At 61.7% G+C, this 24,039-nt stretch carries 24 protein-coding genes; 14 read left to right on the top strand and 10 right to left on the bottom strand.

Going from position 1 to position 24,039, the window contains the following annotated elements; translation table 11 throughout:
* The first annotated feature begins 507 nt into the window (after window positions 1-507).
* On the top strand, window positions 508-855 hold the full coding sequence (locus tag P3T16_RS11875) for a BON domain-containing protein (RefSeq protein ID WP_429342440.1): 348 nt from the start codon (window positions 508-510) through the stop codon (window positions 853-855).
* A 317-nt stretch (window positions 856-1,172) separates the two neighbouring features.
* Window positions 1,173-1,421 (top strand): hypothetical protein, encoded by a 249-nt coding sequence (locus P3T16_RS11870; RefSeq protein ID WP_429342439.1) that lies wholly within the window; start codon window positions 1,173-1,175, stop codon window positions 1,419-1,421.
* A 53-nt stretch (window positions 1,422-1,474) separates the two neighbouring features.
* On the opposite strand, the gene P3T16_RS11865 is transcribed toward P3T16_RS11870, so the two are convergent.
* A complete protein-coding gene (locus P3T16_RS11865) occupies window positions 1,475-2,263 on the bottom strand; it encodes a sulfite exporter TauE/SafE family protein (RefSeq protein WP_429255263.1) in 789 nt (262 codons plus the stop codon).
* 323 nt (window positions 2,264-2,586) lie between these two features.
* Here P3T16_RS11865 and rarD point away from each other — a divergent pair, with 323 nt between their 5' ends.
* The 3 genes from rarD to P3T16_RS11850 all read left to right on the top strand — a co-directional run bounded on the left by rarD (window position 2,587) and on the right by P3T16_RS11850 (window position 5,229).
* A complete protein-coding gene (rarD, locus tag P3T16_RS11860) occupies window positions 2,587-3,468 on the top strand; it encodes an EamA family transporter RarD (protein ID WP_429342438.1) in 882 nt (293 codons plus the stop codon).
* 137 nt (window positions 3,469-3,605) lie between these two features.
* On the top strand, window positions 3,606-3,962 hold the full coding sequence (locus P3T16_RS11855; RefSeq protein WP_429255261.1) for a YciI family protein: 357 nt from the start codon (window positions 3,606-3,608) through the stop codon (window positions 3,960-3,962).
* 37 nt (window positions 3,963-3,999) lie between these two features.
* Window positions 4,000-5,229 (top strand): RNA polymerase sigma factor, encoded by a 1,230-nt coding sequence (locus P3T16_RS11850; RefSeq protein ID WP_429342437.1) that lies wholly within the window; start codon window positions 4,000-4,002, stop codon window positions 5,227-5,229.
* A gap of 24 nt (window positions 5,230-5,253) precedes the next feature.
* On the opposite strand, the gene P3T16_RS11845 is transcribed toward P3T16_RS11850, so the two are convergent.
* Window positions 5,254-6,180: a LysR substrate-binding domain-containing protein gene (locus tag P3T16_RS11845; RefSeq protein ID WP_429342436.1), complete on the bottom strand. Its 927-nt coding sequence runs from the start codon at window positions 6,178-6,180 to the stop codon at window positions 5,254-5,256.
* 206 nt (window positions 6,181-6,386) lie between these two features.
* Between P3T16_RS11845 and P3T16_RS11840 the strand changes: the two genes are divergently transcribed.
* Window positions 6,387-7,214 (top strand): oxidoreductase, encoded by an 828-nt coding sequence (locus tag P3T16_RS11840; protein ID WP_429342435.1) that lies wholly within the window; start codon window positions 6,387-6,389, stop codon window positions 7,212-7,214.
* 47 nt (window positions 7,215-7,261) lie between these two features.
* Here P3T16_RS11840 and P3T16_RS11835 read toward each other — a convergent pair whose 3' ends face one another.
* A complete protein-coding gene (locus tag P3T16_RS11835) occupies window positions 7,262-7,402 on the bottom strand; it encodes a hypothetical protein (protein ID WP_228874496.1) in 141 nt (46 codons plus the stop codon).
* A gap of 211 nt (window positions 7,403-7,613) precedes the next feature.
* On the opposite strand from P3T16_RS11835, the gene P3T16_RS11830 reads away from it, so the two are divergent.
* The 8 genes from P3T16_RS11830 to P3T16_RS11795 all read left to right on the top strand — a co-directional run bounded on the left by P3T16_RS11830 (window position 7,614) and on the right by P3T16_RS11795 (window position 17,541).
* Window positions 7,614-8,993 carry a GH1 family beta-glucosidase gene (locus tag P3T16_RS11830; protein ID WP_429342434.1) on the top strand — a complete coding sequence of 460 codons (1,380 nt, stop codon included), beginning with the start codon at window positions 7,614-7,616 and terminating at the stop codon, window positions 8,991-8,993.
* 66 nt (window positions 8,994-9,059) lie between these two features.
* Window positions 9,060-10,310 (top strand): ABC transporter substrate-binding protein, encoded by a 1,251-nt coding sequence (locus tag P3T16_RS11825; protein WP_429342433.1) that lies wholly within the window; start codon window positions 9,060-9,062, stop codon window positions 10,308-10,310.
* 8 nt (window positions 10,311-10,318) lie between these two features.
* Entirely contained in the window at window positions 10,319-11,239 is a 921-nt protein-coding gene (locus P3T16_RS11820) for a carbohydrate ABC transporter permease (RefSeq protein ID WP_429342432.1), read from the top strand.
* Window positions 11,239-12,132, top strand: coding sequence for a carbohydrate ABC transporter permease (locus tag P3T16_RS11815; protein WP_429342431.1), 894 nt, complete (start codon window positions 11,239-11,241; stop codon window positions 12,130-12,132). Before P3T16_RS11820 ends, P3T16_RS11815 begins: the two co-directional genes overlap by 1 nt.
* 3 nt (window positions 12,133-12,135) lie before the next feature.
* On the top strand, window positions 12,136-13,218 hold the full coding sequence (locus P3T16_RS11810) for an ABC transporter ATP-binding protein (RefSeq protein WP_429342430.1): 1,083 nt from the start codon (window positions 12,136-12,138) through the stop codon (window positions 13,216-13,218).
* Between the two features lie 36 nt (window positions 13,219-13,254).
* Window positions 13,255-14,268, top strand: coding sequence for a LacI family DNA-binding transcriptional regulator (locus tag P3T16_RS11805; protein ID WP_429342429.1), 1,014 nt, complete (start codon window positions 13,255-13,257; stop codon window positions 14,266-14,268).
* 304 nt (window positions 14,269-14,572) lie between these two features.
* A complete protein-coding gene (locus tag P3T16_RS11800) occupies window positions 14,573-16,300 on the top strand; it encodes a methanol/ethanol family PQQ-dependent dehydrogenase (RefSeq protein WP_429342428.1) in 1,728 nt (575 codons plus the stop codon).
* A gap of 5 nt (window positions 16,301-16,305) precedes the next feature.
* A complete protein-coding gene (locus tag P3T16_RS11795; RefSeq protein WP_429342427.1) occupies window positions 16,306-17,541 on the top strand; it encodes a c-type cytochrome in 1,236 nt (411 codons plus the stop codon).
* An 80-nt stretch (window positions 17,542-17,621) separates the two neighbouring features.
* On the opposite strand, the gene pqqD is transcribed toward P3T16_RS11795, so the two are convergent.
* The 7 genes from pqqD to P3T16_RS11760 form a co-directional block, all read right to left on the bottom strand.
* The gene (pqqD, locus tag P3T16_RS11790; RefSeq protein ID WP_429342426.1) at window positions 17,622-17,903 is read right to left on the bottom strand and encodes a pyrroloquinoline quinone biosynthesis peptide chaperone PqqD; all 282 of its coding nucleotides are present in this window, start codon (window positions 17,901-17,903) and stop codon (window positions 17,622-17,624) included.
* Between the two features lie 96 nt (window positions 17,904-17,999).
* On the bottom strand, window positions 18,000-18,074 hold the full coding sequence (gene pqqA, locus P3T16_RS11785; protein ID WP_429255564.1) for a pyrroloquinoline quinone precursor peptide PqqA: 75 nt from the start codon (window positions 18,072-18,074) through the stop codon (window positions 18,000-18,002).
* A 222-nt stretch (window positions 18,075-18,296) separates the two neighbouring features.
* The gene (locus tag P3T16_RS11780) at window positions 18,297-20,282 is read right to left on the bottom strand and encodes a sigma-54-dependent Fis family transcriptional regulator (protein WP_429342425.1); all 1,986 of its coding nucleotides are present in this window, start codon (window positions 20,280-20,282) and stop codon (window positions 18,297-18,299) included.
* A gap of 107 nt (window positions 20,283-20,389) precedes the next feature.
* Entirely contained in the window at window positions 20,390-21,199 is an 810-nt protein-coding gene (locus P3T16_RS11775) for an SDR family oxidoreductase (RefSeq protein ID WP_429255245.1), read from the bottom strand.
* 25 nt (window positions 21,200-21,224) lie between these two features.
* Window positions 21,225-22,025 (bottom strand): ATP-binding cassette domain-containing protein, encoded by an 801-nt coding sequence (locus P3T16_RS11770; protein WP_429342424.1) that lies wholly within the window; start codon window positions 22,023-22,025, stop codon window positions 21,225-21,227.
* Window positions 22,022-23,002: an ABC transporter permease gene (locus tag P3T16_RS11765; protein WP_429342423.1), complete on the bottom strand. Its 981-nt coding sequence runs from the start codon at window positions 23,000-23,002 to the stop codon at window positions 22,022-22,024. Before P3T16_RS11765 ends, P3T16_RS11770 begins: the two co-directional genes overlap by 4 nt.
* Before the next feature lie 9 nt (window positions 23,003-23,011).
* A complete protein-coding gene (locus P3T16_RS11760) occupies window positions 23,012-24,031 on the bottom strand; it encodes a sugar ABC transporter substrate-binding protein (RefSeq protein ID WP_429342422.1) in 1,020 nt (339 codons plus the stop codon).
* Window positions 24,032-24,039 lie beyond the last annotated feature (8 nt).

Genomic DNA, 24,039 nt, shown 5'->3' with positions numbered 1-24,039 from the left:
GCCGCGCGATGCCGGCAGGCAGGCGGCGCACGCTCGCGCCGATGGTACATGAGATTGACGGCCCGACGACCGTCCGGGCAAGCTGGACGCCGGACAAACGCGTAACAAATCGTGAACTGGACGTGAAACACCGGTGAACCGGACCTGAGCCGGATGTCAACAAGGCGCGACCTGCGCGTACACAACACGCATCGCCCGTCTCGTTAAACCCTTTGCGCTTCTGGCCCGGCTAGATTAAATTGTGCGTCGCTGCCGCAAACCAGCGTATGCGTAGCGCGACCCGGCCGTTCAGAAGAGAACCGGGAGCGCCCGTCATCCTGCGGCAGGCCGGTGAACGCTCCGCCTGCGGTTCGCGTCGCCGTCGCCTCTCCTGCCTCTCGCACACCGTGTCGAAGCCAAAGTCGGCCGTCGCCTGCCGCGTCCATGGACGCTCTGCGACCTGGCCGCCGGTAGTCGTAACGAAGCCGCGGGTAGATGCGGTCCAAACTGAAGTAAAAAGGAGAAGTCATGAAATCGGTCGATTTTCTGAAGGCGCTGGGTGGAGTGGTGTGTGTCGTGGTGGCGTGCAATGCGTACGCGCAGTCGAGCGAAGCCATGGCGGCGAGCGGCACGATGGCCGCACCGTCCGCACAATCCGCGAAGAAGACGGATCGCTCGCTGGGCCTCGCCGTGCGCAAGGCGCTCAGCAAGAGCTCCGTCGATGTGTCGAGCATTGCCGTGCGTGCGCGCGGCGGCGTTGTGACGCTGACCGGCACGGTGCCGGACGCCGGCCAGATCGAGAAGGCCGGCACGATCGCGCAAGGCGTTGCCGGCGTGACGTCGGTGAGCAACAAGCTGTCGGTGGAGCAGCAGTAACCGGCGCGTGTCTGGCCGTGTCGGGGCGAAGGTCCTGATAGCGCCAGTCGCGAGCCTTCAGCGCTCACGCTTCGTTCAAGCAAACGAAGCATGAGCGCTGACCCGAACGGGCCCCGGTGAAAACCGGGGCCCGTTTTCATTGTGCGTCCAGTCCGGGTGCGAATGCGATCACGGTCAGTGGAGGAGCGGTGAACGGGCCGAAGAGCGTCTGCGCACGTACCGTGTCGCCTGATCCGCTTCGTGCGCCTGACAACAGAATGTCTTCTTTGCGGCGCATACTGTGGGATCTGGCTTCCGGAGAGGCGGGGAGAAGCGACATGGCTCATCAGGACGATAGCGACCTGCCGACCGGCGAACAGGCGGCGTTCGAACTCGCGTGCGAGCGGTACGGCTTTTCGACCCGACAGTTCGAGATCACGAACTTCGTCGACGACACGAGCGGCGTGCACGGCCGCTTCGTGACGGTGCGCCGCTATGGCGGCCGCGCGCAGTCGTATCACGCGGATAGCGTCGGTCAGTGGGTGAAGGAGTTCGAGGTCGACCTGACCTGCCGGTTCTTCAAATAACGCGTGGTGTGCCCGGACGGCCCGCTTCGGGCAGGCGGCCGGGGCCCGGCGCTTCAGCTCATCACCAGTTTCGCGCCGACGAGCGTGAGCGTAGCGGCCAGAAGGTTGCGCAGCAGCGCGTCCGGCGCGCGCGACGACAGATAGCTGCCCACGGCGATGCCCGGCAGCGATCCGACCAGCAGCGACAGCAGCAGCGACCAGTCGATCGAACCCAGCAGCCAGTGTCCGGCGCCCGCGAGGAGCGTCAGCGGCACCGCGTGGGCGATATCCGACCCGACGATGCGCTGGGTCGGCAGCGCCGGGTACAGCAGCAACAGCACCGTCACGCCGATCGCGCCCGCGCCCACGGAGGTCAGCGAGACCAGCGCGCCCAGAATCGCCCCCGTCAGCACGGTCAGCCAGAAGGTACGCACCGGCGCCTCCGGTCGCTCGCGGCGCGCGGCGAGGCGCGCCAGCTGCGGCCGGAACACGAGCGCCACGGCGGTGATAAGCAGCGCCGCACCGAGCACGACCTGAATCAGCGTGCTCGTGCGCGGGGTGTCCATCCCGTACCGGTGCAGCAGAATCAGCGTGATGGTCGCGGCGGGCACGCTGCCGGTGGCGAGGCGCAGCGTCACGCGCCAGTCGATCGAGCCTTTCAGACCGTGCACGAGCGTGCCGGTCGCCTTGGTCGCGGCGGCGTACAGCAGATCGGTGCCGACGGCGGTCGCGGGATGGATGCCGAACAGCAGCACAAGGAGCGGCGTCATCAGCGAGCCGCCGCCGACGCCCGTCAGCCCGACGAGAAAGCCGACACCGAGGCCGGACAGCGAATACAGCAGATTGATATGGGGTAGTGACATCGGGTCGTGGCTTCGCTGACCGTGGGCGGTCTGAAAAAAGGCGGATCGCTTCAAGGGCGTGCTTCGAGGGCGCGCTTAGAGGGCGAAAAACCGGGGTGGACACCCGCGAGCGGGCGCGGCGACAATCCACTATTGTCGCAAAACCGGCGGTCCCGCGTAATGGGCACGCGCGGAGCGTGCGTCATTGCCGGCCTGCCGGTGCAAATTCGTCTGGCAAAGCGGCTACGTAAGGTCCGCCAGAACCGTTGGCTTCCGACCTGTTTCCGGTCGATAAGTCAGTCGAATCGTCAGTCGATCAATCCGTTGATAAGTCAGTCGAAAAAATGAATCCCGGTGTCGGTTACGCGTTGCTTGCTTTTACGTTGTGGGGCCTGTTTCCGCTCTACTTCAAGTCGTTGCACCAGATTTCCGCGCTCGAAATGCTCGCGCACCGGATGGTCTGGTCGATGCTGTTCCTGTTCATCGTGCTGACCGTGCGGCTGCAATGGCGCTGGCTCGGCCCGGTGCTGCGCGACCGGCGTCTGCTCGCACGCTTCGCGGCGAGCGCCGTGCTGCTGTCGACCAACTGGGGCATCTATATCTGGGCCGTCAACGCCGGACATATCGTCGAGGCGAGTCTCGGCTACTTCATCAATCCGCTGATCAACGTGCTGTTCGGCCTCGCGTTTCTCGGTGAGCGCCTGCGTAGCGTGCAGTGGCTGGCGGTGGCGATCGCGACGGCGGGCGTGGTATGGCTCACGTGGGAAAACGGCCACTTGCCGTGGATCAGCCTTGCGCTCGCCGTGAGCTTCGCGGGCTACGGCCTGCTGCGCAAAACCGCGAAGCTCGGCGCGCTCGAAGGGCTCACGCTCGAAACCGTGCTGCTTTTTCCGGTCGCGGTGCTGTATCTCGCGCTGCTCGCCGCGCGCGGCGAGAATGCGTTTGTCAGCGCTTCGTGGGGCGTCGAGTTTCTGCTCGCGATGGCGGGGCCGATCACCGCGATTCCGCTGCTGCTGTTCGCGGCCGGCGCGCGACGCATTCCCTACTCGATGCTCGGCCTGATCCAGTACGTGACACCGACACTGCAACTGCTGATCGGCGTGGCGATCTATCGCGAGCCTTTCAGCGGTGCGCAGTTGATCGGCTATGGCGCGATCTGGATCGCGCTTGCGGTGTACTCGCTCGAAGGTGTGTGGCGCTCGAAGTTTTTGTCGCGGATGACGTAAAGCTGGCGCGGCCCCTTGCCTCACAGCGAATCCCGCGCGAAAGTGGATTTTTTGCATGCGCTGTCGAAATGCGGTTCGCTGGCGCGTCATTGCATCGAGCGGAAAATGCGCTCGCACTTCTTTGTGAGAGGACAGCCATGAACTTCACGATGCTGCTGTATGAAACGCCCGAGGGTTTCGCCCGTCGCACTGATCCGGACGCCGAAAAGCGCGAAGCCTACCATGCGGCCTGGCCGCGCTACGTGCAGGCGCTTAGCGAGGCCGGCGTGTTCGTCACGGGTGCCGGGCTGCAACCACCGGGCAATGCGACGACGGTGACAATCGGCGATCCGCGTCGCGTGCAGGACGGCCCATACGCCGACACCAAAGAGCAACTGGGCGGCTTTTTCATGATCGACGTGCCCAATCTCGATGCCGCGCTCGAATGGGCGGCCCGCATTCCGGCGGCGCCTGGCTGCGTGATCGAGGTACGGCCCAACATGGTGCCGGGCTAAGCGCTCCGCGCGCGAACCCGCACGAAAGGCTCACGCGATGAATGAACCGCATCGCACGGTCGAGCGGGTCGCGCGCGACTCCCGCAGCCGCCTGATTGCGTTTCTCGCGGCGCGCTCGCACGACGTGGCCGCCGCGGAAGACGCGCTCGCCGACGCGTTCCAGTCGGCGCTCGAAACCTGGCCGCGCGATGGCGTGCCGGAGCGGCCCGAAGCGTGGCTGCTGACGGCGGCGCGGCGTCGGCTGATCGACGCGTCGCGTCACCTGCGCGTGCAGGTGGCCGCGCTGCCGACGCTGCTCGCCGTCGCCGACGAAGCGCAGGAACTGGTCGCACACGATCTGCTGTTTCCCGACGAGCGGCTGAAGCTGCTCTTTATCTGCGCGCACCCGGCGATCGATGCCGCGGCGCGCACACCACTGATGTTGCAGGCCGTGCTCGGTCTTCCTGCCGCGCGCATCGCCTCTGCGTTTCTCGTTCAACCGGCGGCGATGGGGCAACGCTTAAGCCGCGTGAAGAACAAGATCCGCGATGCGGGCATCGCCTTCGATCTGCCGAAGCCAGCCGATCTGCCGGCACGTCTCCACGCCGTGCTCGAAGCAATCTACGCGGCTTACGGCAGCGGCTGGGATGATGTCGCGGGCGCCGATCCGCGTCGTCGCGGGCTGGCGACGGAAGCAACCGATCTCGGCCGTCTGCTGCTGCAACTCATGCCCGACGAACCCGAAGTGCAAGGCCTGCTCGCGCTGATGCTGTACTGCGAATCGCGGCGCGATGCGCGGCGTGGTGCTGCCGGCGAATACGTGCCGCTATCGGAACAGGACACGCAGCGCTGGTCGCAACCGATGATCGACGAAGCGGAAACATTGCTGATGGCAGCGAGCGGCGCGGGCCGCATCGGACGGTTTCAGCTGGAGGCAGCGATCCAGTCGGTGCATGCGCGTCGGTCTGCGGCCGGCCACACGGATTGGGAGGCAATCGCGCTTTTCTACGAAGGCCTTGTCCGCATTGCGCCGACGATCGGTGCGCTCACCGGACGCGCCGCGGCGGTTGGAGAGGCACGTGGCCCAGAAGCGGGGTGGGCGTTGCTCGAAGCGATTCCGGCAGAGGTCGTGGCGAGCTATCAACCGTATTGGGCACTCGCCGCGCATCTGCTGACGCGCATGCAGCGGATGCAGGAAGCGCAGGCCGCGCGTGACCGCGCTATCGGGCTATGCGAAGACTCAACCATGCGTGATTTTCTCGTGCGGCAGGGCGCATCGCCGCGATAACACATCGAAACGCCGCCGTTTTCGCTAACCGCCACGCGACATCCGCTGCTGCGCCCGACGGGCTTCTTCATCGGCGATATCGAGGAAATCGAGAATCAGCGGATTCGCCTCGTCCGCTCGCGAAAACCGATAGACGGTGAGCGTATCGAACCCGCCTATCGGCACGCAGCGCAGGCGCGCCGGCAGCGACGCGAACACATACGCCGCGCCCAGCATCACGCCCAGCCCCTGTTCGACGAGCGTCATGCCGACCTGTGCCTGCGTCGTCTCGTAGACAAAGTTCGGCGTAAAGCCGCTCGCCCGGCAATGTCCGACGACGGCGTCATACAGCGGCGCATTCACCTGGCGCGCGAACACGATCAGCCGCTCCGCAGCGAGATCGTCAATGCGCAGACGCGCCAGCCCGGCGAGCCGGTGATCGTCGCGCATCAGGATCGCCCAGCCCGCTTCGAGTAGAGGCGCCGAGCGAAGCGTACCGTCGACGGGCAGCGGTCCGATAGGCACACCGAAACCGACGTCGATCTGGTGCTTCGTCAACGCGTCGAGCTGTTGCGTTGCAGTCATTTCATTGCGCACGATTTTCACGTCCGGATATAGCGACTGCAGGCGGATCAGCGAAGGTGGAACGAACGGCAGGTTCGTATATTCGACGAGACCTATCGTTAACTGGAATGACGTGTGCTCCCCGGTGTCACGCGCAAGACGCAGTGATGCTTCGATCTGTGCGAAGGCTTTGTCGACCCCATCATGAAGTGCTTCACCGGCTGGTGTAAGCGACACTTGTCGCCGGTCTCGCGTGAAGAGCGGCACGCCGACGAGTTCTTCGAGCCGCGCGATCTGCTGGCTCAGCGCCGGCTGCGTGATGAACGCGAGTTCGGCGGCGCGGCCGAAATGCAGTTCCTTCGCAAGGAGCGAGAAATAGCGCAACTGGCGGAGTTCGATCGCCCTCATCGGGGCCTCGCTGATGGATGGTGAAGGGTGTCCGCGCAGGTTCTTCACGCGCGCGCTGGACGCTACATCTTACCGGGCCAACCCGCCCATTAGCCGCGCTTATCGAACGTGCGTCGATTTCGAATTGGGCATTGGGCCGCGTTGCGCACAGACTTCCTGCTGAAGCGCGGATCTCACCCGCCGTGCAACCTTCAAGGAGAATCGAAATGAAAACATGGTTTATCACGGGCGTCAGCAGCGGTTTCGGTCGCGCCATCGCCGATGCCGCGCTTGCGCGCGGCGACCGGGTCGCCGGCACCTTGCGCGACGAAGCGCAGCGCGCGCAGTTCGACCAGTTCGCGCCGGGCCGCTCGTTCGGCGTGCTGCTCGACGTGACCCGCCATGACGACGTAGAGCGGGCTGTGGCCTCTATCGAAGCAGACGTCGGCCCAATCGACGTACTCGTCAATAACGCGGGTTACGGTCACGAAGGCACAATCGAAGAAACGACACTCGACCAGTATCGCGCGCAGTTCGACGTCAACGTGTTCGGCGCGGTGTCGGTGATCCAGGCCGTGCTGCCGTTCATGCGCGCGCGTCGCAGCGGCCACATTATCAATATCACGTCGATGGGCGGCATCGTCACGTTTGCGGGTCTCGGCGTATATCACGGCAGCAAGTTCGCGCTGGAGGCGATCAGCGAGACGCTCGCGAAGGAAGTCGTGGGCCTCGGCATCCGGGTGACGGCGATTGAGCCGGGCGCCTTCCGTACCGACTGGGCAGGTCGTTCGATGACGCGCGGCGCGCAGACCGTCGCTGACTACGAAGCGCTCTTCGCGCCGTTGCGCGCCGCGCGCGCGGAACGCAGTGGCAAGCAGCCCGGTGATCCGGCGAAGGCGGCCGCAGCGATCCTGAAAATTGCCGACGAGGACACGCCACCCGTGCATTTGCCGCTCGGCACGGATGCGTTGTCGTTCATCCGGTGCAAGCTCGACGATCTGCGGAAGGAAATCGACGCGTGGGAAACGGTCAGTGCGGGTACGAACTTCGAATGAAGCTCGCGTGAAAACCGGGCGGCGTGACCGCCCGGCATCGCGATGAATTAACGCTTCTTTTGCGCTTCAGCGACGTGCGGCGCTACCTTGATCGGCGTTGAGCCAAACGGTGTGGAAGCGGGTGTGGCCTTCTTCGCCTGTTTGGGTTTTTTGACTTCGCGATTGCTGCGTAGTTGACCTTTTGCCATGACGCTACTCCCGTTGCGTTTATCGCTGACCAGATGGTTCGAGCGTCCCATGAGTGTGCGCTGATTCGGCCTTGCTGTCGCGCATCTTCCTAAAGACAAACCCTGATTGCTGCGATGAATTGCCCGCTGCTATCGTTTGCACGTCGTGTGGAAGCGCTTCCACTCCGCGCCCCGCAACGATCCGTACTAACGATTGCGCGCAGGAGAATCCGTGGCAAACAACGTATCTGCTCTTTCCGACGACGTGTTTTCGCCGCCGTCCGATTCCGCGCTCTGGCGCAGGGATTTTTTGCTGGGCGCGGCGACTGCCGCTTACCAGATCGAAGGCGCCGCGCAGGAAGACGGCCGGCTGCCATCGATCTGGGATACCTTCTCGGCGATCCCAGGCAAGGTGCTCGCCGGCGATACCGGCGCGGTAGCCTGCGACCATTACAACCGCTGGGAAAGCGACCTCGACATGCTGTCGGCGTTGAATCTCGACGCGTACCGTCTGTCGATTGCGTGGCCGCGCGTGATGGATGAAGCGGGCCGGCCGAACCAGAAGGGTCTCGATTTCTATAAGCGTCTGCTAGGCCGCCTCAAGGAGAAGGGCCTCAAGACGTTCGTCACGTTGTATCACTGGGACTTGCCGCAACATCTGGAAGATCGCGGCGGCTGGCTCAATCGCGATATCGTCTATCGCTTCGCGGATTATGCCGACCTGATGAGCCGTGAACTGGCCGGTCAGGTCGATGCATGGGCGACGCTGAATGAGCCGTGGTGCTCGGCGTTTCTTGGCTACGGCAACGGTCATCACGCACCGGGCCTGGCGAACAGCCGCTTCGCCACGCAGGCCATGCATCATCTGCTGCTCGCGCACGGCATGGCAATGCCGGTGCTGCGCACCAATGATCCCGCGTCGCAGAAGGGCATCGTTGCGAACATCGGTCGCGGCACAGCGAACGCCGACAGCCCGGCTGACCGTCGCGCCGCGCATCTGTTCGAGGTTCAGCACAACGCGTGGGTTCTCGATCCGCTCTTGAAGGGCGCGTATCCGGAAGATCTGTTCGAACTGTGGCCAGGCACTGATCCGCTCGTGCTTAAAGGCGACATGCAGACCATTTCCGCGCCGCTCGATTTCCTCGGCATCAACTATTATTTCCGCACGAACGTAAAGAGCGACGGCGCGCACGGCTTCACCGAAGTGCCGCTGGAAGGCGTAGAGCGTACGCAGATGGGCTGGGAAGTGTATCCGGATGGGCTGCGCGATCTGCTGATCCGCTTCAACGAAACATACGCCGCGTTGCCGCCGATTTACATTACGGAAAACGGCATGGCGTCGGACGATAAGGTGATCGATGGCCGCGTCGACGATCCGCAGCGTATTTCGTTTCTCAAGCGCCATCTTGCTGCAGTCGATCAGGCCATCAAGAAGGGCGTCGATATTCGCGGCTATTTCGTGTGGTCGCTGATGGATAACTTCGAGTGGGCCTTCGGCTATGAGCGACGCTTTGGCGTCGTGCATGTCGATTACGATACGCAGAAGCGCACCTTCAAGCACAGTGCCGAACTGATCGCAAAGTTTCTGAAAGAGCGCGCCGCGCGCGCCTGAGCCGGTTTTTTCTGGTTGTCCCTGTATCGGTCTGGAAACACGGGCGCAAAGCCCGGAGGAGACGGAATGAACAGTAGAAGAAAGCTACTCGCCGGCGTCATCGCGGCCATTGCGATAAGCGGTTTTGCAACGCAGGCTGCACAGGCCGCCGAGCCGCTCAAGGCCAACGTGATCCACTGGTGGACGTCGGGCGGCGAATCGGCCGCGATCCGGCAGTTCGCCGACGCCTATAACAAGGCTGGCGGACTATGGGTCGATAACGCGGTAGCGGGCGCCGACCAGGCGCGCTCGACGGCGATTAACCGCATCGTCGGTGGCGATCCACCGACCGCCGCACAGTTCAACACGTCGAAGCAGTTTCACGACCTGATCGATCAGGGCCTGCTGAACAACGTCGACGCTGTGGCTGCAAAGGAAAACTGGAATACGATCTTTCCGGAATCGATCCTGAACAGCATCAAGGTCAATGGGCATTTCTATGCGGCGCCCGTCGATATTCACATGCAGGACTGGTTCTTCTATTCGAAGCCCGCTTTCCAGAAAGCAGGCATCGCAGGCGAGCCTAAAACCTTTGACGAATTCCTGGGCGACCTCGACAAGCTCAAAGCGGCCGGCTTGATACCGCTCGCACTGGGCGGTCAGGCATGGCAGGAGAAGATCACGTTCGATGCTGTGCTCGCTGATGTGGGCGGCACCGATCTGTATCTGAAGGTCTATCGCGACCGTGACCCGAACGCGGTGAATTCCGCTGCGTTCAAGAACGTGCTTAACACGTTCAAGCGTTTGCACAATTACGTCGATCCGGGTTCGCCTGGCCGCAACTGGAACGACGCGACCGCGCTCGTGATTTCGGGCAAGGCCGGCGTGCAGATCATGGGCGACTGGGCGAAGGGTGAGTTCTCGGCAGCGAAGCAGGTGCCGGGTAAGGACTTCGGCTGCTTCCCGGGCTTTGGTCCGAAGTCGCCGTACATGGTGGCTGGCGACGTGTTCGTCTTCCCGAAGACCGACAACGCCACGACGATCAAGGCCCAGAACCTGCTCGCAACGGTCATGACCTCGCCGGAAGCGCAGGTCGCGTTCAGCGCGAAGAAGGGTTCGATTCCGATTCGTCCAGACATCGATCAGGCGTCGCTCGACGTCTGCGCGAAAGAGGGTATCGCGATCATGAAGGACAAGTCGCGACAGCTACCGAATCCGGAAATGCTGATTCCGCCTGATGTGCAAGGTGCGCTCATCGACGTGATCACCAACTTCTGGAACAAGAACCAGTCGGCCGACGACGCGCAAAAGGCATTTGCCAGCGCACTCAAGAGCTGACGGCCACTATGGTCGCCCATGCATTGCAATCCCGGCCGCAGCCCCGGTTGCGGCGCAGGCGGTTTCCGCTGGCCGCCTGGATCGCAATGATACCGATGGTAATGACGGTCGCGTTTGCGTACCTCGGCACGATGCTGTGGACCGCACGGGTTTCGCTGAGCAATTCGCGAACGTTTCCTTCGGGTGACTTCGCGGGCGTGACGCAGTACGTGCGGCTCTTTCACACCGACCGCTGGTTGCTGTCGTTACAGAACATCGTGATCTACGGCGCGTGCTTTATCGTCGCGTGCATGGTGATCGGTCTTCTGCTCGCGATCTTCATCGACCAGCGGGTCGTCGCGGAAGGCGCGCTGCGCACGGTGTTTCTGTATCCGTATGCGATGTCGTTTGTTGCGACCGGCCTCGTCTGGCAATGGATCCTGAATCCGCAGCTGGGCGTGCAGGAAGTCCTGCACAAGCTCGGCTTCACGCATGCGCGCTTCGACTGGATCGTCGATCAGGATTATGTGATCTATACGCTCGTCATCGCGACCGTGTGGCAGGCGTCCGGTCTTGTGATGGCATTGCTGCTGGCCGGGTTACGCGGCGTCGACGACGAGCTCTGGAAAGCCGCGCGTATTGACGGAATCCCGCGCTGGCGCGTCTATGCGAGCATCGTTGTGCCGATGCTCGGACCTTCGGTATCGACCGCGTTCGTGCTGTTGTTCGTGATGGTTCTGAAGCTTTACGACGCGGTCGTCGCGATGACGCAGGGCGGTCCGGGCACGGCTAGCGAAGTGCCCGCGAAATTCATCCTGGACTATCTGTTCGGACGCGCGAACATCGGGCTGGCCTCGGCGGCTTCGATCGTGCTGCTCACGACCGTACTCGCGATTCTCGCACCGTTCTTCTATATACGCAGTCGCGCCGCGTTGCGCAAGGACGTCTGATGAACGCGCCTCGTCCTGCTGTCCCCGCGCGTAAGCGGCGTTCAAATTTCACGCCGGCGCGCCTGGGTGTCTACGCGTTTCTGCTGACCGCTGCGCTGTTCTTTCTCCTGCCGCTCTACGTGATGTTCGTGACGTCGGTGAAGCCAATGTCCGAGATAAGGCTTGGCAATCTGTTTGCGTTGCCGGTTCATTTCACGCTGGAACCGTGGAGCACGGCATGGCAAGCCGCGTGTACGGGTCTTGATTGCAACGGCATTCAGGTGGGCTTCTGGAACTCGGTGCGCATCGTTGTGCCAAGCACCATTCTGTCGATTTTCATTGGCGCAGTGAACGGGTATGCGCTGTCGTTCTGGCGGCCGCGTGGCGCCGGTGCGCTGTTCGCGATCCTGCTGGTCGGCGCGTTCATTCCGGTGCAGGTGATGGTGTATCCGCTCGTGCGTGTGCTGGCGAGCGTGCATCTGTTCAGCTCGCTGCCCGGCATCGTCGTGATCCATACGATCTTTGGCATGCCGCTGATGACGCTCCTGTTCCGCAATTACTATGCGTCGATTCCGCTCGAACTGTTCAAGGCGGCGCGTATCGATGGCGGCGGCTTCTGGCGCATCTTCCTGCAACTGATGCTGCCGATGTCGGTGCCGATCATCGTCGTCGCGATCATCATGCAGGTCACCGGCATCTGGAACGACTTCATTCTCGGTCTCGTTTTCGCGGGCACGAAGAATCTGCCGATGACGGTACAGTTGAACAACATCATCAATACAACGACCGGCGAGCGTCTCTACAACGTCAACATGGCAGCGACGATTCTCACGTCGATGGTGCCGCTTGCGATCTACTTTATTTCCGGCCGCTGGTTTGTTCGCGGTATTGCTTCCGGTGCAGTCAAGGGCTAACGCATGTCCAACGTATCGAATGTGTCGATCCGCAACCTCAAGATCCAGCTGGGTGCGAACACCGTGATCGAAGCGCTCGATCTCGAAGTCGAGCCAGGCGAATTTCTTGTTCTGCTCGGACCGTCGGGTTGCGGGAAGTCCACGCTACTGCACAGCATCGCCGGCCTGATCGACGTCACCCGTGGCACTATCGAAATCGGCGGACAGGACATGACATGGGCCGATCCGAAAGATCGCCGCATCGCGCTCGTGTTCCAGTCTTACGCGCTGTATCCAACGATGAACGTCGAGCGAAATCTCTCGTTCGCGTTGCGCATCAATGGCACGTCGAAGGACGAGATCGAGCGGCGCGTCGGGCGCGCCGCTGACATGCTGCAACTGGGGCCGCTGCTCAAGCGCCGCCCGGCACAGCTTTCGGGCGGGCAGCGTCAGCGCGTCGCGATTGGTCGTGCGATCGTGCGCGAAGCGGACGTGTTTCTGTTCGATGAACCGCTTTCAAACCTCGACGCAAAGCTGCGCACGGAATTGCGTCGCGAGCTGAAGCATCTGCACAGGCAACTGGGTGCGACGATGATCTACGTGACGCACGATCAGGTCGAAGCGATGACGCTCGCGACGCGCATGGCCGTGATGCGCGGCGGCGTCATTCAGCAGATCGGTACGCCCGCGCAGATCTACGCGAAGCCGGACAACCTGTTTGTCGCGACGTTTCTCGGTTCGCCGCCAATGAACCTGTTAAACGGCAAACTGGAGCGTCGCGAAGACGGCGTGTGGTTCCGTCATCCGCATTTCGAGCTGGACGTGTCGCGCTATCCGTTCAAGGCGATGCCCGATGTGAACCCGTCGTGCGTGCTCGGCATTCGCCCGGAAGACGTGAAGGTTGGCGCAGGCGCGAGGCATCAGGCGACCGTATCGCTGATCGAGCCGATGGGCAATCATCGGGTGATCTGGTTCGACTATCATGACACCCAGATCGCTTCGATCGCGCAGGACAAGACATCATTCGCGGTGGACGAGGCCGCGAGCTTTTCGCTCGACGGTGAGCATATTTCGCTGTTTGACGAGGCTGACGGTTCGCGTCTATAGCGGGAACGTAACCACGTATCGACCAACGGAGCACGCGTGGCAACTTTGAAAGACGTCGCGGCACTAGCCGGGGTCGGTATGTCGACGGCATCAAGGGCAATTTCCGGCAAAGGCCCGGTTTCGGCCGAGGCGCTCGCACGCGTGCAGGCCGCAATCGAACAGCTTAACTTCCGGCCTTCATCGATTGGCCGCGCGATGGCGACGCAATCGCTCGGCATGATCGGCCTCTTCGTGCCGACGTTTTTCGGCTCGTACTACGGCACGATTCTCAAGCAGACCGACACCGAACTGCGCGCAGTGCGACGACACGTCGTGGTCGCGACCGGTTGCGGCGAATCATCGCCGCGCGAGCGTGCGATCGAAGCGGTGCAGTTCCTGATTGCCCGCGACTGTGATGGCGTGGTGGCCATCAGTCACGACCTGCATGATGAAGACATCGTGAGACTGCACAAGATGCATCCGCGGATCGTGTTTCTCAACCGCGTATTCGGTGATTTTCCGGAGGCATCGTTCTGCGCCGATCATCACCTTGGCGGGGCGCTTGCGGCACGCACGCTGGTTGAATATGGACATCGCGACATCGCTGTGATTTCCGGGCCGTTTTCGGCGTCGGACAATCAGGCGCGGATCGAAGGGTTCTTCGATGAACTCGCGCGGCACGGCATCAAGCGTTCTTCGGTCGCGCTGGTTGAATCGGACTTCTCGCTGGAGGGCGGTTATGCGGGTGTGCAGACGCTGCTCGAATCGAGGCGCCGTTTCACCGCGCTCTTTTGCGCCAACGACACGATGGCGGTCAGCTCGCTTGCGCGTCTTCAGCAGGCGGGCATTTCAGTGCCACACGACGTATCGGTGATTGGCTATGACGATGACTATTCGGCTGCCTATACGGCGCCGGGGCTCACATCAGTGCATATTCCAACCGGGGAGCTCACGCAGAACGCCGTGCGCTGGCTCGTCAACCAATGCTATGGCACGTCGTGGGAGATCTTCCGCGATTTCCCGGTGACGGTGACGATGCGCGCTTCGGTAGCAACGCCACGGCGAAAATAAGATCGACCGTTGTGGGCGCAACCCCAACGGTTCTTCGCTGTAACTGACGAGCGGGTTTTCACACTCGACTGTCTTCTTTAGCAACACATTCTGTCTGCGCTGTCCTCTGCTGCAACACCTGTGTGTCTCCTGACCCTGGCGCTTCAAACACCACACTGCACGCAGCGCGTGAGTCTCCGGCGTTGTGCCGTACGCAGCATCAATGGCACGCGATTTGCCTTGAACGGTGCGCAGCCTGGTCTGCGATTACCGGACGATGGAGCCGCGGCAAGGCATCGCGTCGACAACCAAACAGGAGACACGCATGAAAACACGTTTCGCTTCGACGACGCGGCCCACGGCGCTTGCAATGGGTGTCGCGGTCGCGGTCACGCTGGCACTCGGATCAGCCGTAGCTGCTGACGACTATCCATCGGTCACCTATCAGCGGCTGACCGATGCTCAAGGCGACCCCGGCTGGCTCACTTACTACCGCACATACAACGGTCAGGCGCATTCGCCGCTCAAACAGGTCGATACGACCAACGTCAGGAATCTGAAGCAGGTCTGGAGCTACAAGTTTCCCGCTGAGCTTCAGCAGGGATTCGAAGCGACGCCGATCGTCAATGGACACTATCTTTTCGTGACCACGCCGAAGGATAACGTCTACGCGTTCGATGCGGAGACCGGCAAGCAGCTCTGGAAATATGAGCCGAAGCTCGGCGCTGAATCGTTCAAGACTGCGTGTTGCGACGTGATAAACCGTGGCGTTGCGCTATACGGAAAGAACGTCTACGTGGCGATGCTGAGCGGTGAAGTCGCCGCGCTCGACGCGCAGACTGGCGCCGTCGTATGGAAGAAGCAGATGTTTGAGCCGGGCATGGGCTACGCATTTTCGCTCGCACCACTTGCACTCGATGGCGCGCTGGTGGTCGGCAGCGCGGGCGGCGAATACGGTGCACGCGGGTTTATCGCTGCGCTCAATCCTGATGACGGCAACCTGCTGTGGAAGCGCTTTACCGTCCCTGCCGCGAGCGAAAAGTATGGCGATACGTGGCCCAAGGGCATGCAGGAGCACGGCGGAGCACCCGCCTGGCTGACGGGTACGTATGACGCAGCATCGCGAACGCTTTACTGGGGTGTGGGCAATCCCGGTCCGTGGCTTGCGGACCTTCGTCCGGGCGACAACCTCTATTCCGATTCACTGCTCGCGCTCGATCCGAAGTCAGGCGATCTCAAGTGGCACTACCAGTACACGCGTCATGACACCTGGGACTATGACGGCGTGAACACCCCGGTCCTCGCGAAGATCAAGTATCAGGACAAGGACTATGACGCGATCATTCACGCAGACCGCAATGGCTTCTTCCACGCAATCGACCGCACGAACGGCAAGCTGATCTATGCAAAGCCGTTTGTGACTGCAACATCGGTCACGGGTTATACGGCCGAAGGCGCACCGATTCAGGACGACACGAAGTATCCGAAGGCAGGTACGACCATCGAAACCTGCCCGAGCTTCCTGGGCGGCAAGAACTGGTGGTCGGTTTCATACGATCCAGAAAAACATCTTGCAATCGTGCCCGCGTTGCACGCCTGCATGTCGCTGTCGGGCAAGTCGGTGAACTACATGGAAGGCTTGCCGTATCTGGGTGAGGGTTTTGAGATCAAACCGGAACCGGGCAGTAAAGGATACGGCGAATTGCAGGCGATCGACGTGAACACGGGCAAAAAGGTCTGGAGCCACTGGACGAAGCTGCCATGGAATGGCGGCGTGGCGACGACAGCCGGCGGCCTTGCGTTTAGCGGCTCGCTCGACGGTCACCTTTATGCCTTCGACGAAAACACCGGTAAGGTGCTCTGGCAAAGTCCGAAGCTCGCGAGCGGCATCGTTGCGCAACCTTCGGTGTTTGAAATCGATGGCAAGGAATATGTTGCGATTCTCGCAGGCTACGGCGGCGCCAATCCGATCTGGGGCGGACCGATGGCCAAGGCCGCAGAAAAGGTACCGCGCGGCGGCACGCTCTATGTTTTCGCGCTCAATCAAGGTTGATGCTCATGAACAGTCGACTTAAATCCATAGGCGCCGCGAGCCTTGTCATGGCCGGTGTCTCGCTCGGACCGGGTAGCGCGATCGCAGACGTGCGCGTCTGCACGTTTCCCGGCAGCCCATCGACCACGCTCGATCAGTCCGTCGCGCGCGAAGCGTTCAGAACGGCGGGCATTGCAGCTTCGTTCGCGAAGGGCGGTTTCGACAGCAGCGATGATGACGGCGTTTCCATCCACGAACTCGACAAGGCTTTAAAGCGCAGTTGCGATGTGATTGCCGGGTTCCCCCAGTCAACGGTCGCAAACGGATCCGACAGCAAGCTGCTTTTCTCGCGCGGCTATCTGCGCTCGGGATACGTCAGCGTGACGAAGAAGGATGCCGCTCCTCCGTCAACAGGAGCGGATGACGTTGTGGCTGCGACGTATGCCAGTCCGGCGCAGCTGATTGCCGTGCAGCAGCGGGACGTCACGCTTGATCTGGAGAATACGGCAGCGTTGACCGTCGACGCAGTCGCGACGGGTCATGCGCGGCGAGCGATCGTCTGGTATCCGGCGGTGGTGGCTTATGCAATCGCTCATCCGCAGCAGCAGTTCGACGTCAGCGGAACGACGTCGCCCTATGCCGACTGGCGTCTCGTGTTCGCATTTGGCGCGAACAGTGCATCGATGCGTCAGCGGATCGATGTTGCGCTCGGCAGGATGGCGTCTGATGGAAGGCTTGCGTCGCTTACGCATAAATGGACGTTGCCGGATTCGGCTTTGGCCGCCAGAAAGTCGTCGGCGACATTTGCGTTTCGCGATGGTCCGGCACGCACGACCGTTGGGTGGCGACAGGCCGCGCTTGCTGCAACGGAGACATCAGGCGGTGGCTTTCTCAAGGTCGATGCGACCGTCGCTGAGGGTCCGCCTTCATTCGATCGCGCCCAGGTCGCGCATGGCAAGAGTCTCTACTCAGGCTCATGCGCTAAATGCCATGGTGCTGATCTGCAAGGCGTGAATGCGCCGGCGTTACGCGGTCCCGCGTTTGCACCCGCCGCGAATGCACATTTGACGATAGGCGGCGTGTACGCCTATATGGCGTCCAACATGCCGGCCGATCGTCCTGGAAAGATGAAGCCGCAGGACTACGCGGACATCATGTCGTTCCTGTTGTACTCAAACGGCTATCAGGCAGGTAACGCAAAGCTGACCGCCGACGATGCACGCGCATCGGCGACACCGCTTAACGCCGGCGCTTCGCGATAGACGCACAGTGTAGAAAGCAAAGTTGTGGGGCGCGTCCTGCATTTCCTTAAGCGGAGAAGCAGGACGCGCTTTTTTGCATGTCATTCGATCCAGCCGCGCTGGCGTGCCTGATCGATAAAACGATAGATATCGGCAGCGAGATCGGACGTGCTGAAAAGCGCTTCGAGTTCATCGATGATCTCGTCGAGTTCACGTGTACCGTCACAACGCACGAGAATTTCGCCGGCGCTCGGATTAAGTTCTATCGCGCCTTTCAGCGAGAGCAACGCCCAGCCACGGGTCGCTGTTTCCCGTTGCACATGGAAGAGGGGCCGCAAACGCGGTCGGGGATTCATGCTGGTTTCTACGTTCGGCGAGCTCATGCGTCGTGCGGCTTTTGAAGGGTGTCGAACGTTGCTGTGGACGCCGCCGCAACCGTCAGGAATCGATAACGGGGCGGCAGCGCATTCATCGTCACATCAGCGGGTCGCGATATACAGGGTGATTTCGAAACCGAAACGAAGGTCGGTATAGGCGGGTGTCGTCCACTGCATGGTTGTCTCCAGGGTGAGGTTGTGTATGAAGCAAACCGCGTCTTGAGATGCGGTCGCGTACAGCAATGCAAGCTCCATGCCGATGCATCCGTGTGTGAACAGGCGCAGACGTACTGTTGCATCGTGGCACAGGGGTGTTAGAAAACTGAACAGTGGCGGAACAGTCTGGACTGGACGTCAGGTGTGGTTGATGCGCGCGCATGGTGGCTGTGTGATAGCGCGTCAGTCAGCAGGGCAGGGTTTGCCCTCATCTATAGCTGAAACTGTCGGAAGCTTGCGGTAAATCGTATTGCGTGAGATGCCAAGTGCGCGCGCGGCGGCGGACACATTGCCGCCATGTTTCGCAAGCGTGGACGCAATCGCAGACGCGGCGACATCCTGCAGGCTTGCACCCTGAAGTGCGCCGACATCGCAAAGAGCGGTAACGGGCGGCGTGGTCGCACCCAGATCGTCAAAGAAATCATCGGGCAGATGTTCGCGGCGGATCACGCCATCCTCATCGACCATGGCGGCCGCGGTGCGTAGCAGATTGCCCAGTTGCCGGAAATTCCCCGGCCATGCGCATTGTTCGAACATCGTCATGACTTCGTTATCGACGCTAAGGGGCCCGTCGCTGCCATGCGGCGACTCACATTGAAGCATCTTCTGAATCACGCATGAGAGGTCGGTTCGCTCGCGCAGCGGTGGCAGCTTGACTACGAGTCCATTGAGGCGGTAGTAAAGATCTTCCCGGAAGCGGTTCTGCGCAATCATTTTGCGCAGATCGCGATGGGTTGCGCAAACCAGCGCGATATCAACGGGAATCGCCTTGACGGAGCCGAGCGGATTGACGAGCCGTTCCTGCAACACGCGCAGCAGGCGCACTTGCAGCGGGTAAGGCATGTCTCCGATTTCGTCGAGGAACAGCGTGCCGCCGTTGGCTTGCAGCAGCTTGCCGGCCGAGCCCTTGCGCCGCGCGCCGGTAAAGGCGCCCTCCTCATAACCGAACAGTTCCGATTCGATCAGCGATTCAGGAATCGATGCGCAATTCACCGCAACGAATGGACGCGCGTGCCGGGGCGAATCGTTGTGAATCGCCTGCGCGAGCAGCTCCTTGCCGGTGCCGGTTTCGCCGGTGATCAGAATGGGAATGTCCTTGCCGGTCACCTTCCGCACCTTGGCGATGACCGAGGCCACCTGGGGATCGCCCGTGTCGAGACAGCTCAACCGTGAAAGGGGAACGGGCCGTGCGGGCGCCTGCTGCACGTTCCCGCGCGGCGTGGACTGAGCGTCGGCATGCGTCGAAGAGGGCACGTTCCCGCCTGTCAGCGACGGACGCCTTAACTCCACGTTCGCGCACACCACGGTGCCGTTATGCAGGTCGAGCGAAAGATGCTGCCCGTGGCTTGCGGATGAACGATCGATGAGTTGCGCGCCTGTGACGCCAAAGAGCGAAGACAACGTATGCGCGCGCAACGCATTGAGTGGCAGGCCTAGCTGGAACTGCGCGCTGCGGTTAGCGGACAGAAAGCGTCCGTCGCATGTGAACGCAGCGATGCCCTCCATCAACGTGCCGAGGAATTCAGGGCGTCCGTGGAAGGCGATCCGCAAGGTCTCACGGAATGTATTCGTGAACAGATGATTTTCGATCATCTGCACGGACATCCTCGCGAGCGCCATCGTATGTTGATGGTAGCTGCGATGATCGCCCGTGACGTCGAGCACGCCGATCAGATCGCCATACGGATCGAGAATCGGCACGCTGGAGCACGTCAGGAAGCGGTTGGCCGCCAGATAATGCTGATCGCCGTGAACTACGGTGGGGGTGCGTTCGGCGATCGCCGTGCCGATCGCATTCGTCCCCTGTCTGTCTTCGGCCCAGTTTGCGCCGGGGCGCAGTGCGACCTTTTCCGCGCGCCGCAGGAAATCGTCGTCGCCGACAGAGTGGAGAATCAGCCCGTCGGAGTCCGTCAGCACGATCATGCTTTGCGTGTTGACGATCTGCTCGTGCAGCGTCTCCATCACGGGCGTCGCGTGCGCGCACAGGATGCGGCTCTGCTCGAGCTTCAATGCGAGTTCGGCCGCAGACAGCACGTCGTAGTCCGGACGCATCAGCGCGCTTAAGCCAAAGGTTTCGGAGCGTGCATGCGACTTTTGTATGGAAGGCGTAAGCCAGGCCGTCTCGCGGGACGCTAAAGGTGCCGCGCCGTGACAGATGTCATCGCGCATTGTCTCCTCCTGTCTGATGTGGGCCCGGTCGTATTGTCGAACCGTGGACCCGCTATCAAGCAAATCCTGCGCCAGAGTGAAACGTTGCGCTTTGGAGCATGTTTCGCCTAAAGCGGCTGAGCTGGATGCGGGGCATCGTCGAACCCGCCCCACACCGACTGATCGAAGTTCACCATTGATCCCGTCATCAGACCCGACTCCGCGCTCGCGAGGAACGCAACCGCACGTGCGGCTTCCGCAGGGTCGATGAGCCGGCCGAATGGTTGCGCGGCATTGGCCTGAACGAGCCAGTCGTCAGATGCGCCGTGATAGGTGCGCTGAATCTGGTCTTCGCCATCTGACGACATCCAGCCGAGATTCAAACCATTCACGCGGATGCGATTGCGCAATAGCGCGTAAGCGGTATTCTGCGTGAGCGTGGCGAGCGCACCTTTGGATGCGCAATACGCCGCGATAAACGGTTGCCCGGCCATGGCCGACATCGAGCAGATATTGACGATGGTGCCTTCCGTCTTTTCGCGGCGCATGAGCTTGACCGCTTCCTGCATCAGAAAAAACGGCGCGCGCACGTTAGTCGCGAAGATGCTGTCGAAGCGATCGGGGCTTGTGTCGAGTATCGTGCCGCGATCCGTCATTGCTGCGGCATTGACGAGCACATCGACGCGGCCAAAGTGTCTGTCTGCGGCTGCAATCACCGCGCGACAGTCTTCAACGCGTGACAGATCGGCCTGCACGAAGCGCACTTCCGCGCTGCCCGCCTTGTTGAGTTCTGCGGCCCTTGCTTCACCTTTTTCCTTCGAACGTCCGCAGATCACCACGCCTCTAGCACCACGCTCCACAAACAGTGCCGCGATTGCCGCACCGAGCCCTTGTGTGCCACCGGTGACGACGGTCACCTTTGCATCGAACTGTCCCATGTGATTCTTCTCGCTGAAGGGTTGATCAAAGCAGGTCGGTCACTTCCTCGATCGACGTCTGCGCGACAGGCCGGTCGAGCACGACTTCACCGCGCGCCATCGCGACGATGCGATCACACGAATGAAACACGTGCTGCAGGTTGTGACTGATGAACACGCCAGTAATACCTTGCTCCGACAAACCGCGCACGAATCCAATGACCTTCCCGGTCTCCTTGACCGAGAGATGATTCGTCGGCTCGTCAAGGATCAGCAGCTTCGACTTGAAGTGCATCGCACGCGCGATCGCAACGCCCTGACGCTGTCCGCCCGACAGTTCGCCAAGCAGGGCTTCCGCCGAACGCAGATGCAGATCGACATCCGCGATCGCCTTGACCGCGTCGGTGCGCATGCGCGCGTGATTCATTGGACCGATACCGAACAGCGAGAAGAGCAGCGGCTCGCGTCCAATGAACAGATTGCGCGCGATGGAAAGATTCGGCACCAGCGAGTTGTGTTGATGAATCGTTTCGATGCCAAGTTGCATCGCCGCCTTGGGCGATTTGATCCGCACGGGCTGACCCTGAAACAGGATCTCGCCTTCATCCGGCCGATGCACGCCCGAAAGAATCTTGATGAGCGTCGATTTGCCCGCGCCATTATCACCAAGCAGGCCGACGACCTCACCACGCTTGAACTCCAGGCTGACGCCCTTGAGCGCATGCACGCCGGAATACCATTTGTGCATATTGCGCACCGCCATGAGCGGCGCCGGGACGCCATCGATATCGACGCTTTCGTCCGGATACGAAAGCAGCTCCGCGGGGTGCGATGAGAGTGTGTTCATAGCTGCACCTTGAGATGTCGTGCCGTGCGGCGCATCCATGCGTTGGCGACCACGGCGAAGATGGTCAGGCTGCCGACTGCGAACTTGAACCAGTTCGCGTCGACCTGGGTCAGCACGAGGCCGTTGTCGATCACGCGGATCAACAGCGCACCGACTACCGCACCCAGTACGTTGCCGATGCCGCCAGAAAGGGCAGTGCCACCGATCACCGCCGCAGCGACCGCCTGCAGTTCGAGTCCGTCGCCGATCGAGGGCAATGCAGCGCCCAGGCGTAGCACCTGGATCAAGCCGGCGAAGCCCGCAAGCACCGCGCACAGCACGAACGAAAACAGCTTGACGCGCCGCGCGGGCACACCGCTCGAAATGGACGCTTCAAGAAAGCCGCCCGTTGCCTTCATCCAGTTGCCGAGGTTGGTGGCAGAGAGCAGTACGGCCGCAGCCGCACCGATCCCGATGAACCAGAGGAATGAAGCGCGAAACAGACCCTCCGGTCCGATGAAACTCACGAACAGGTGCGTGGGCATCTGCTCGATCGGCAGGTTCGGCGGAAAGCCGCCCGATAGCACGACGGTCAGCGATCTCACGATGAACAGCATGCCGAGCGTCGTGATGAAGCTTGGTATGTTGAACACGAGCGTGATCAGCCCGTTCATCAGGCCGATTGCGGCGGCCACCACAAGTCCGATCAAAAACGCCGGCCAGAACGGCACGCCGGCGTTGACGAGCAATGTGATCGACATTGGCGTAAGCGCGAACACCGAGCCCACCGACAGATCGAATTCGCCGCAGATCATCAACAACGTGACACCGATCGCAACGAGTCCGACTTCCGGCAACACGCCCAGAATGCCGCGCACATTCTCGGCGCTCAGGAACACCATCTGCGAACGGAGCTGGAACAGCGCGATCAGCAGGGCAAGCAGGACGATGCCCGCAAGTTCGGGCTTCTGCAGGTAGATCTTGAGCAGCTTCTTCATCGCAGTCTCCTAGCGCAGGCCCTTTTGCGACAGCGCGATCACCGAGTCAGCCTGAGCGGGCATCACAAGCGAATCACCGGTGTTGATATCGGCGGGCGCAAGACCAAACGACTTCGCGAGATACACCTGCATCACGGGCATGAAGCCCTGCGTGTACGGCTGCTGATCGACTTCCGCCTGGATGTAACCCGCCTTCATCATCTGCAGCACCTGCGGCACGATGTCAAAGCCTGCGAGCAGCACCTTGCCCGGCGGCACGCCGCGATCCTTTAGCGTCTGCGCGACGGCAGCATGGAAGAAGCCCATGTCAAAGTACGCAGTCGTATCCGGGTGCGCGGTGAGGTAAGCGCCGACGCGTTCGCCGGTCACCGACAGATCGGTGCCCGAGTCGAGGCGGTCGATCACGATCTTGCGATTGGGGTTGGCGCGCTTCCAGTCGTCGAGGCCCTGCATCACGCCTTTCGCGCGCTGCTCAGCCCAGTTCTGTCCCGGTGCGCTCACGCCGACTAGCACGCGGATCGGGCCTTCCTTAGGAAACTGTCGTGTGAGTTGTTGCGCAAGGCTGCGTCCTGCGGGCACGAAGTTCTGTCCGATGAAGGCCTGACGTTTTGCAGCGCCCGATGCGCCGCCGCTCTGGTCGACGTTGTAGGCGATCACCATCACGTTCTTCGAGCGCGCGTCGTTGATCATCGAAGTCAACGCCTTGTCGTCGACGATCGTCGTCAGGATTGCATCGGGCTTGCGGGCGAGGGCGGCCTGGAAGTTCGAGCTTTGCTGCTCGATCGAGCCGTCTGTCTGTGTAAAGACCATCTGGCAATGCGCCTGAACGCGTACGCAGGCGTCGTCGAAGCCTTTTTTCACGGCTTGCCAGAAAGCGTTGGTCGCGGCGCCGTGGGTCAGCATCACGATGTTGAGCGGTTCGGCGCTCCTTGCCGCGCCCGCTGAAAACAGCGAGCACGCAATGCATGCGGCGATCGCGAGCCGGGTTGCCCTGGGCCGCGTACGTACGAAGTGGGTTTTCGGGTTCATCTTTGTCT

This window comes from Paraburkholderia sp. GAS42 (assembly GCF_050436565.1).
In the GTDB taxonomy this organism is placed as follows: Bacteria; Pseudomonadota; Gammaproteobacteria; order Burkholderiales; family Burkholderiaceae; genus Paraburkholderia.
Note: the sequence above shows the minus strand (reverse complement) of the source record. Positions and strands in the feature narration are given on the sequence as shown.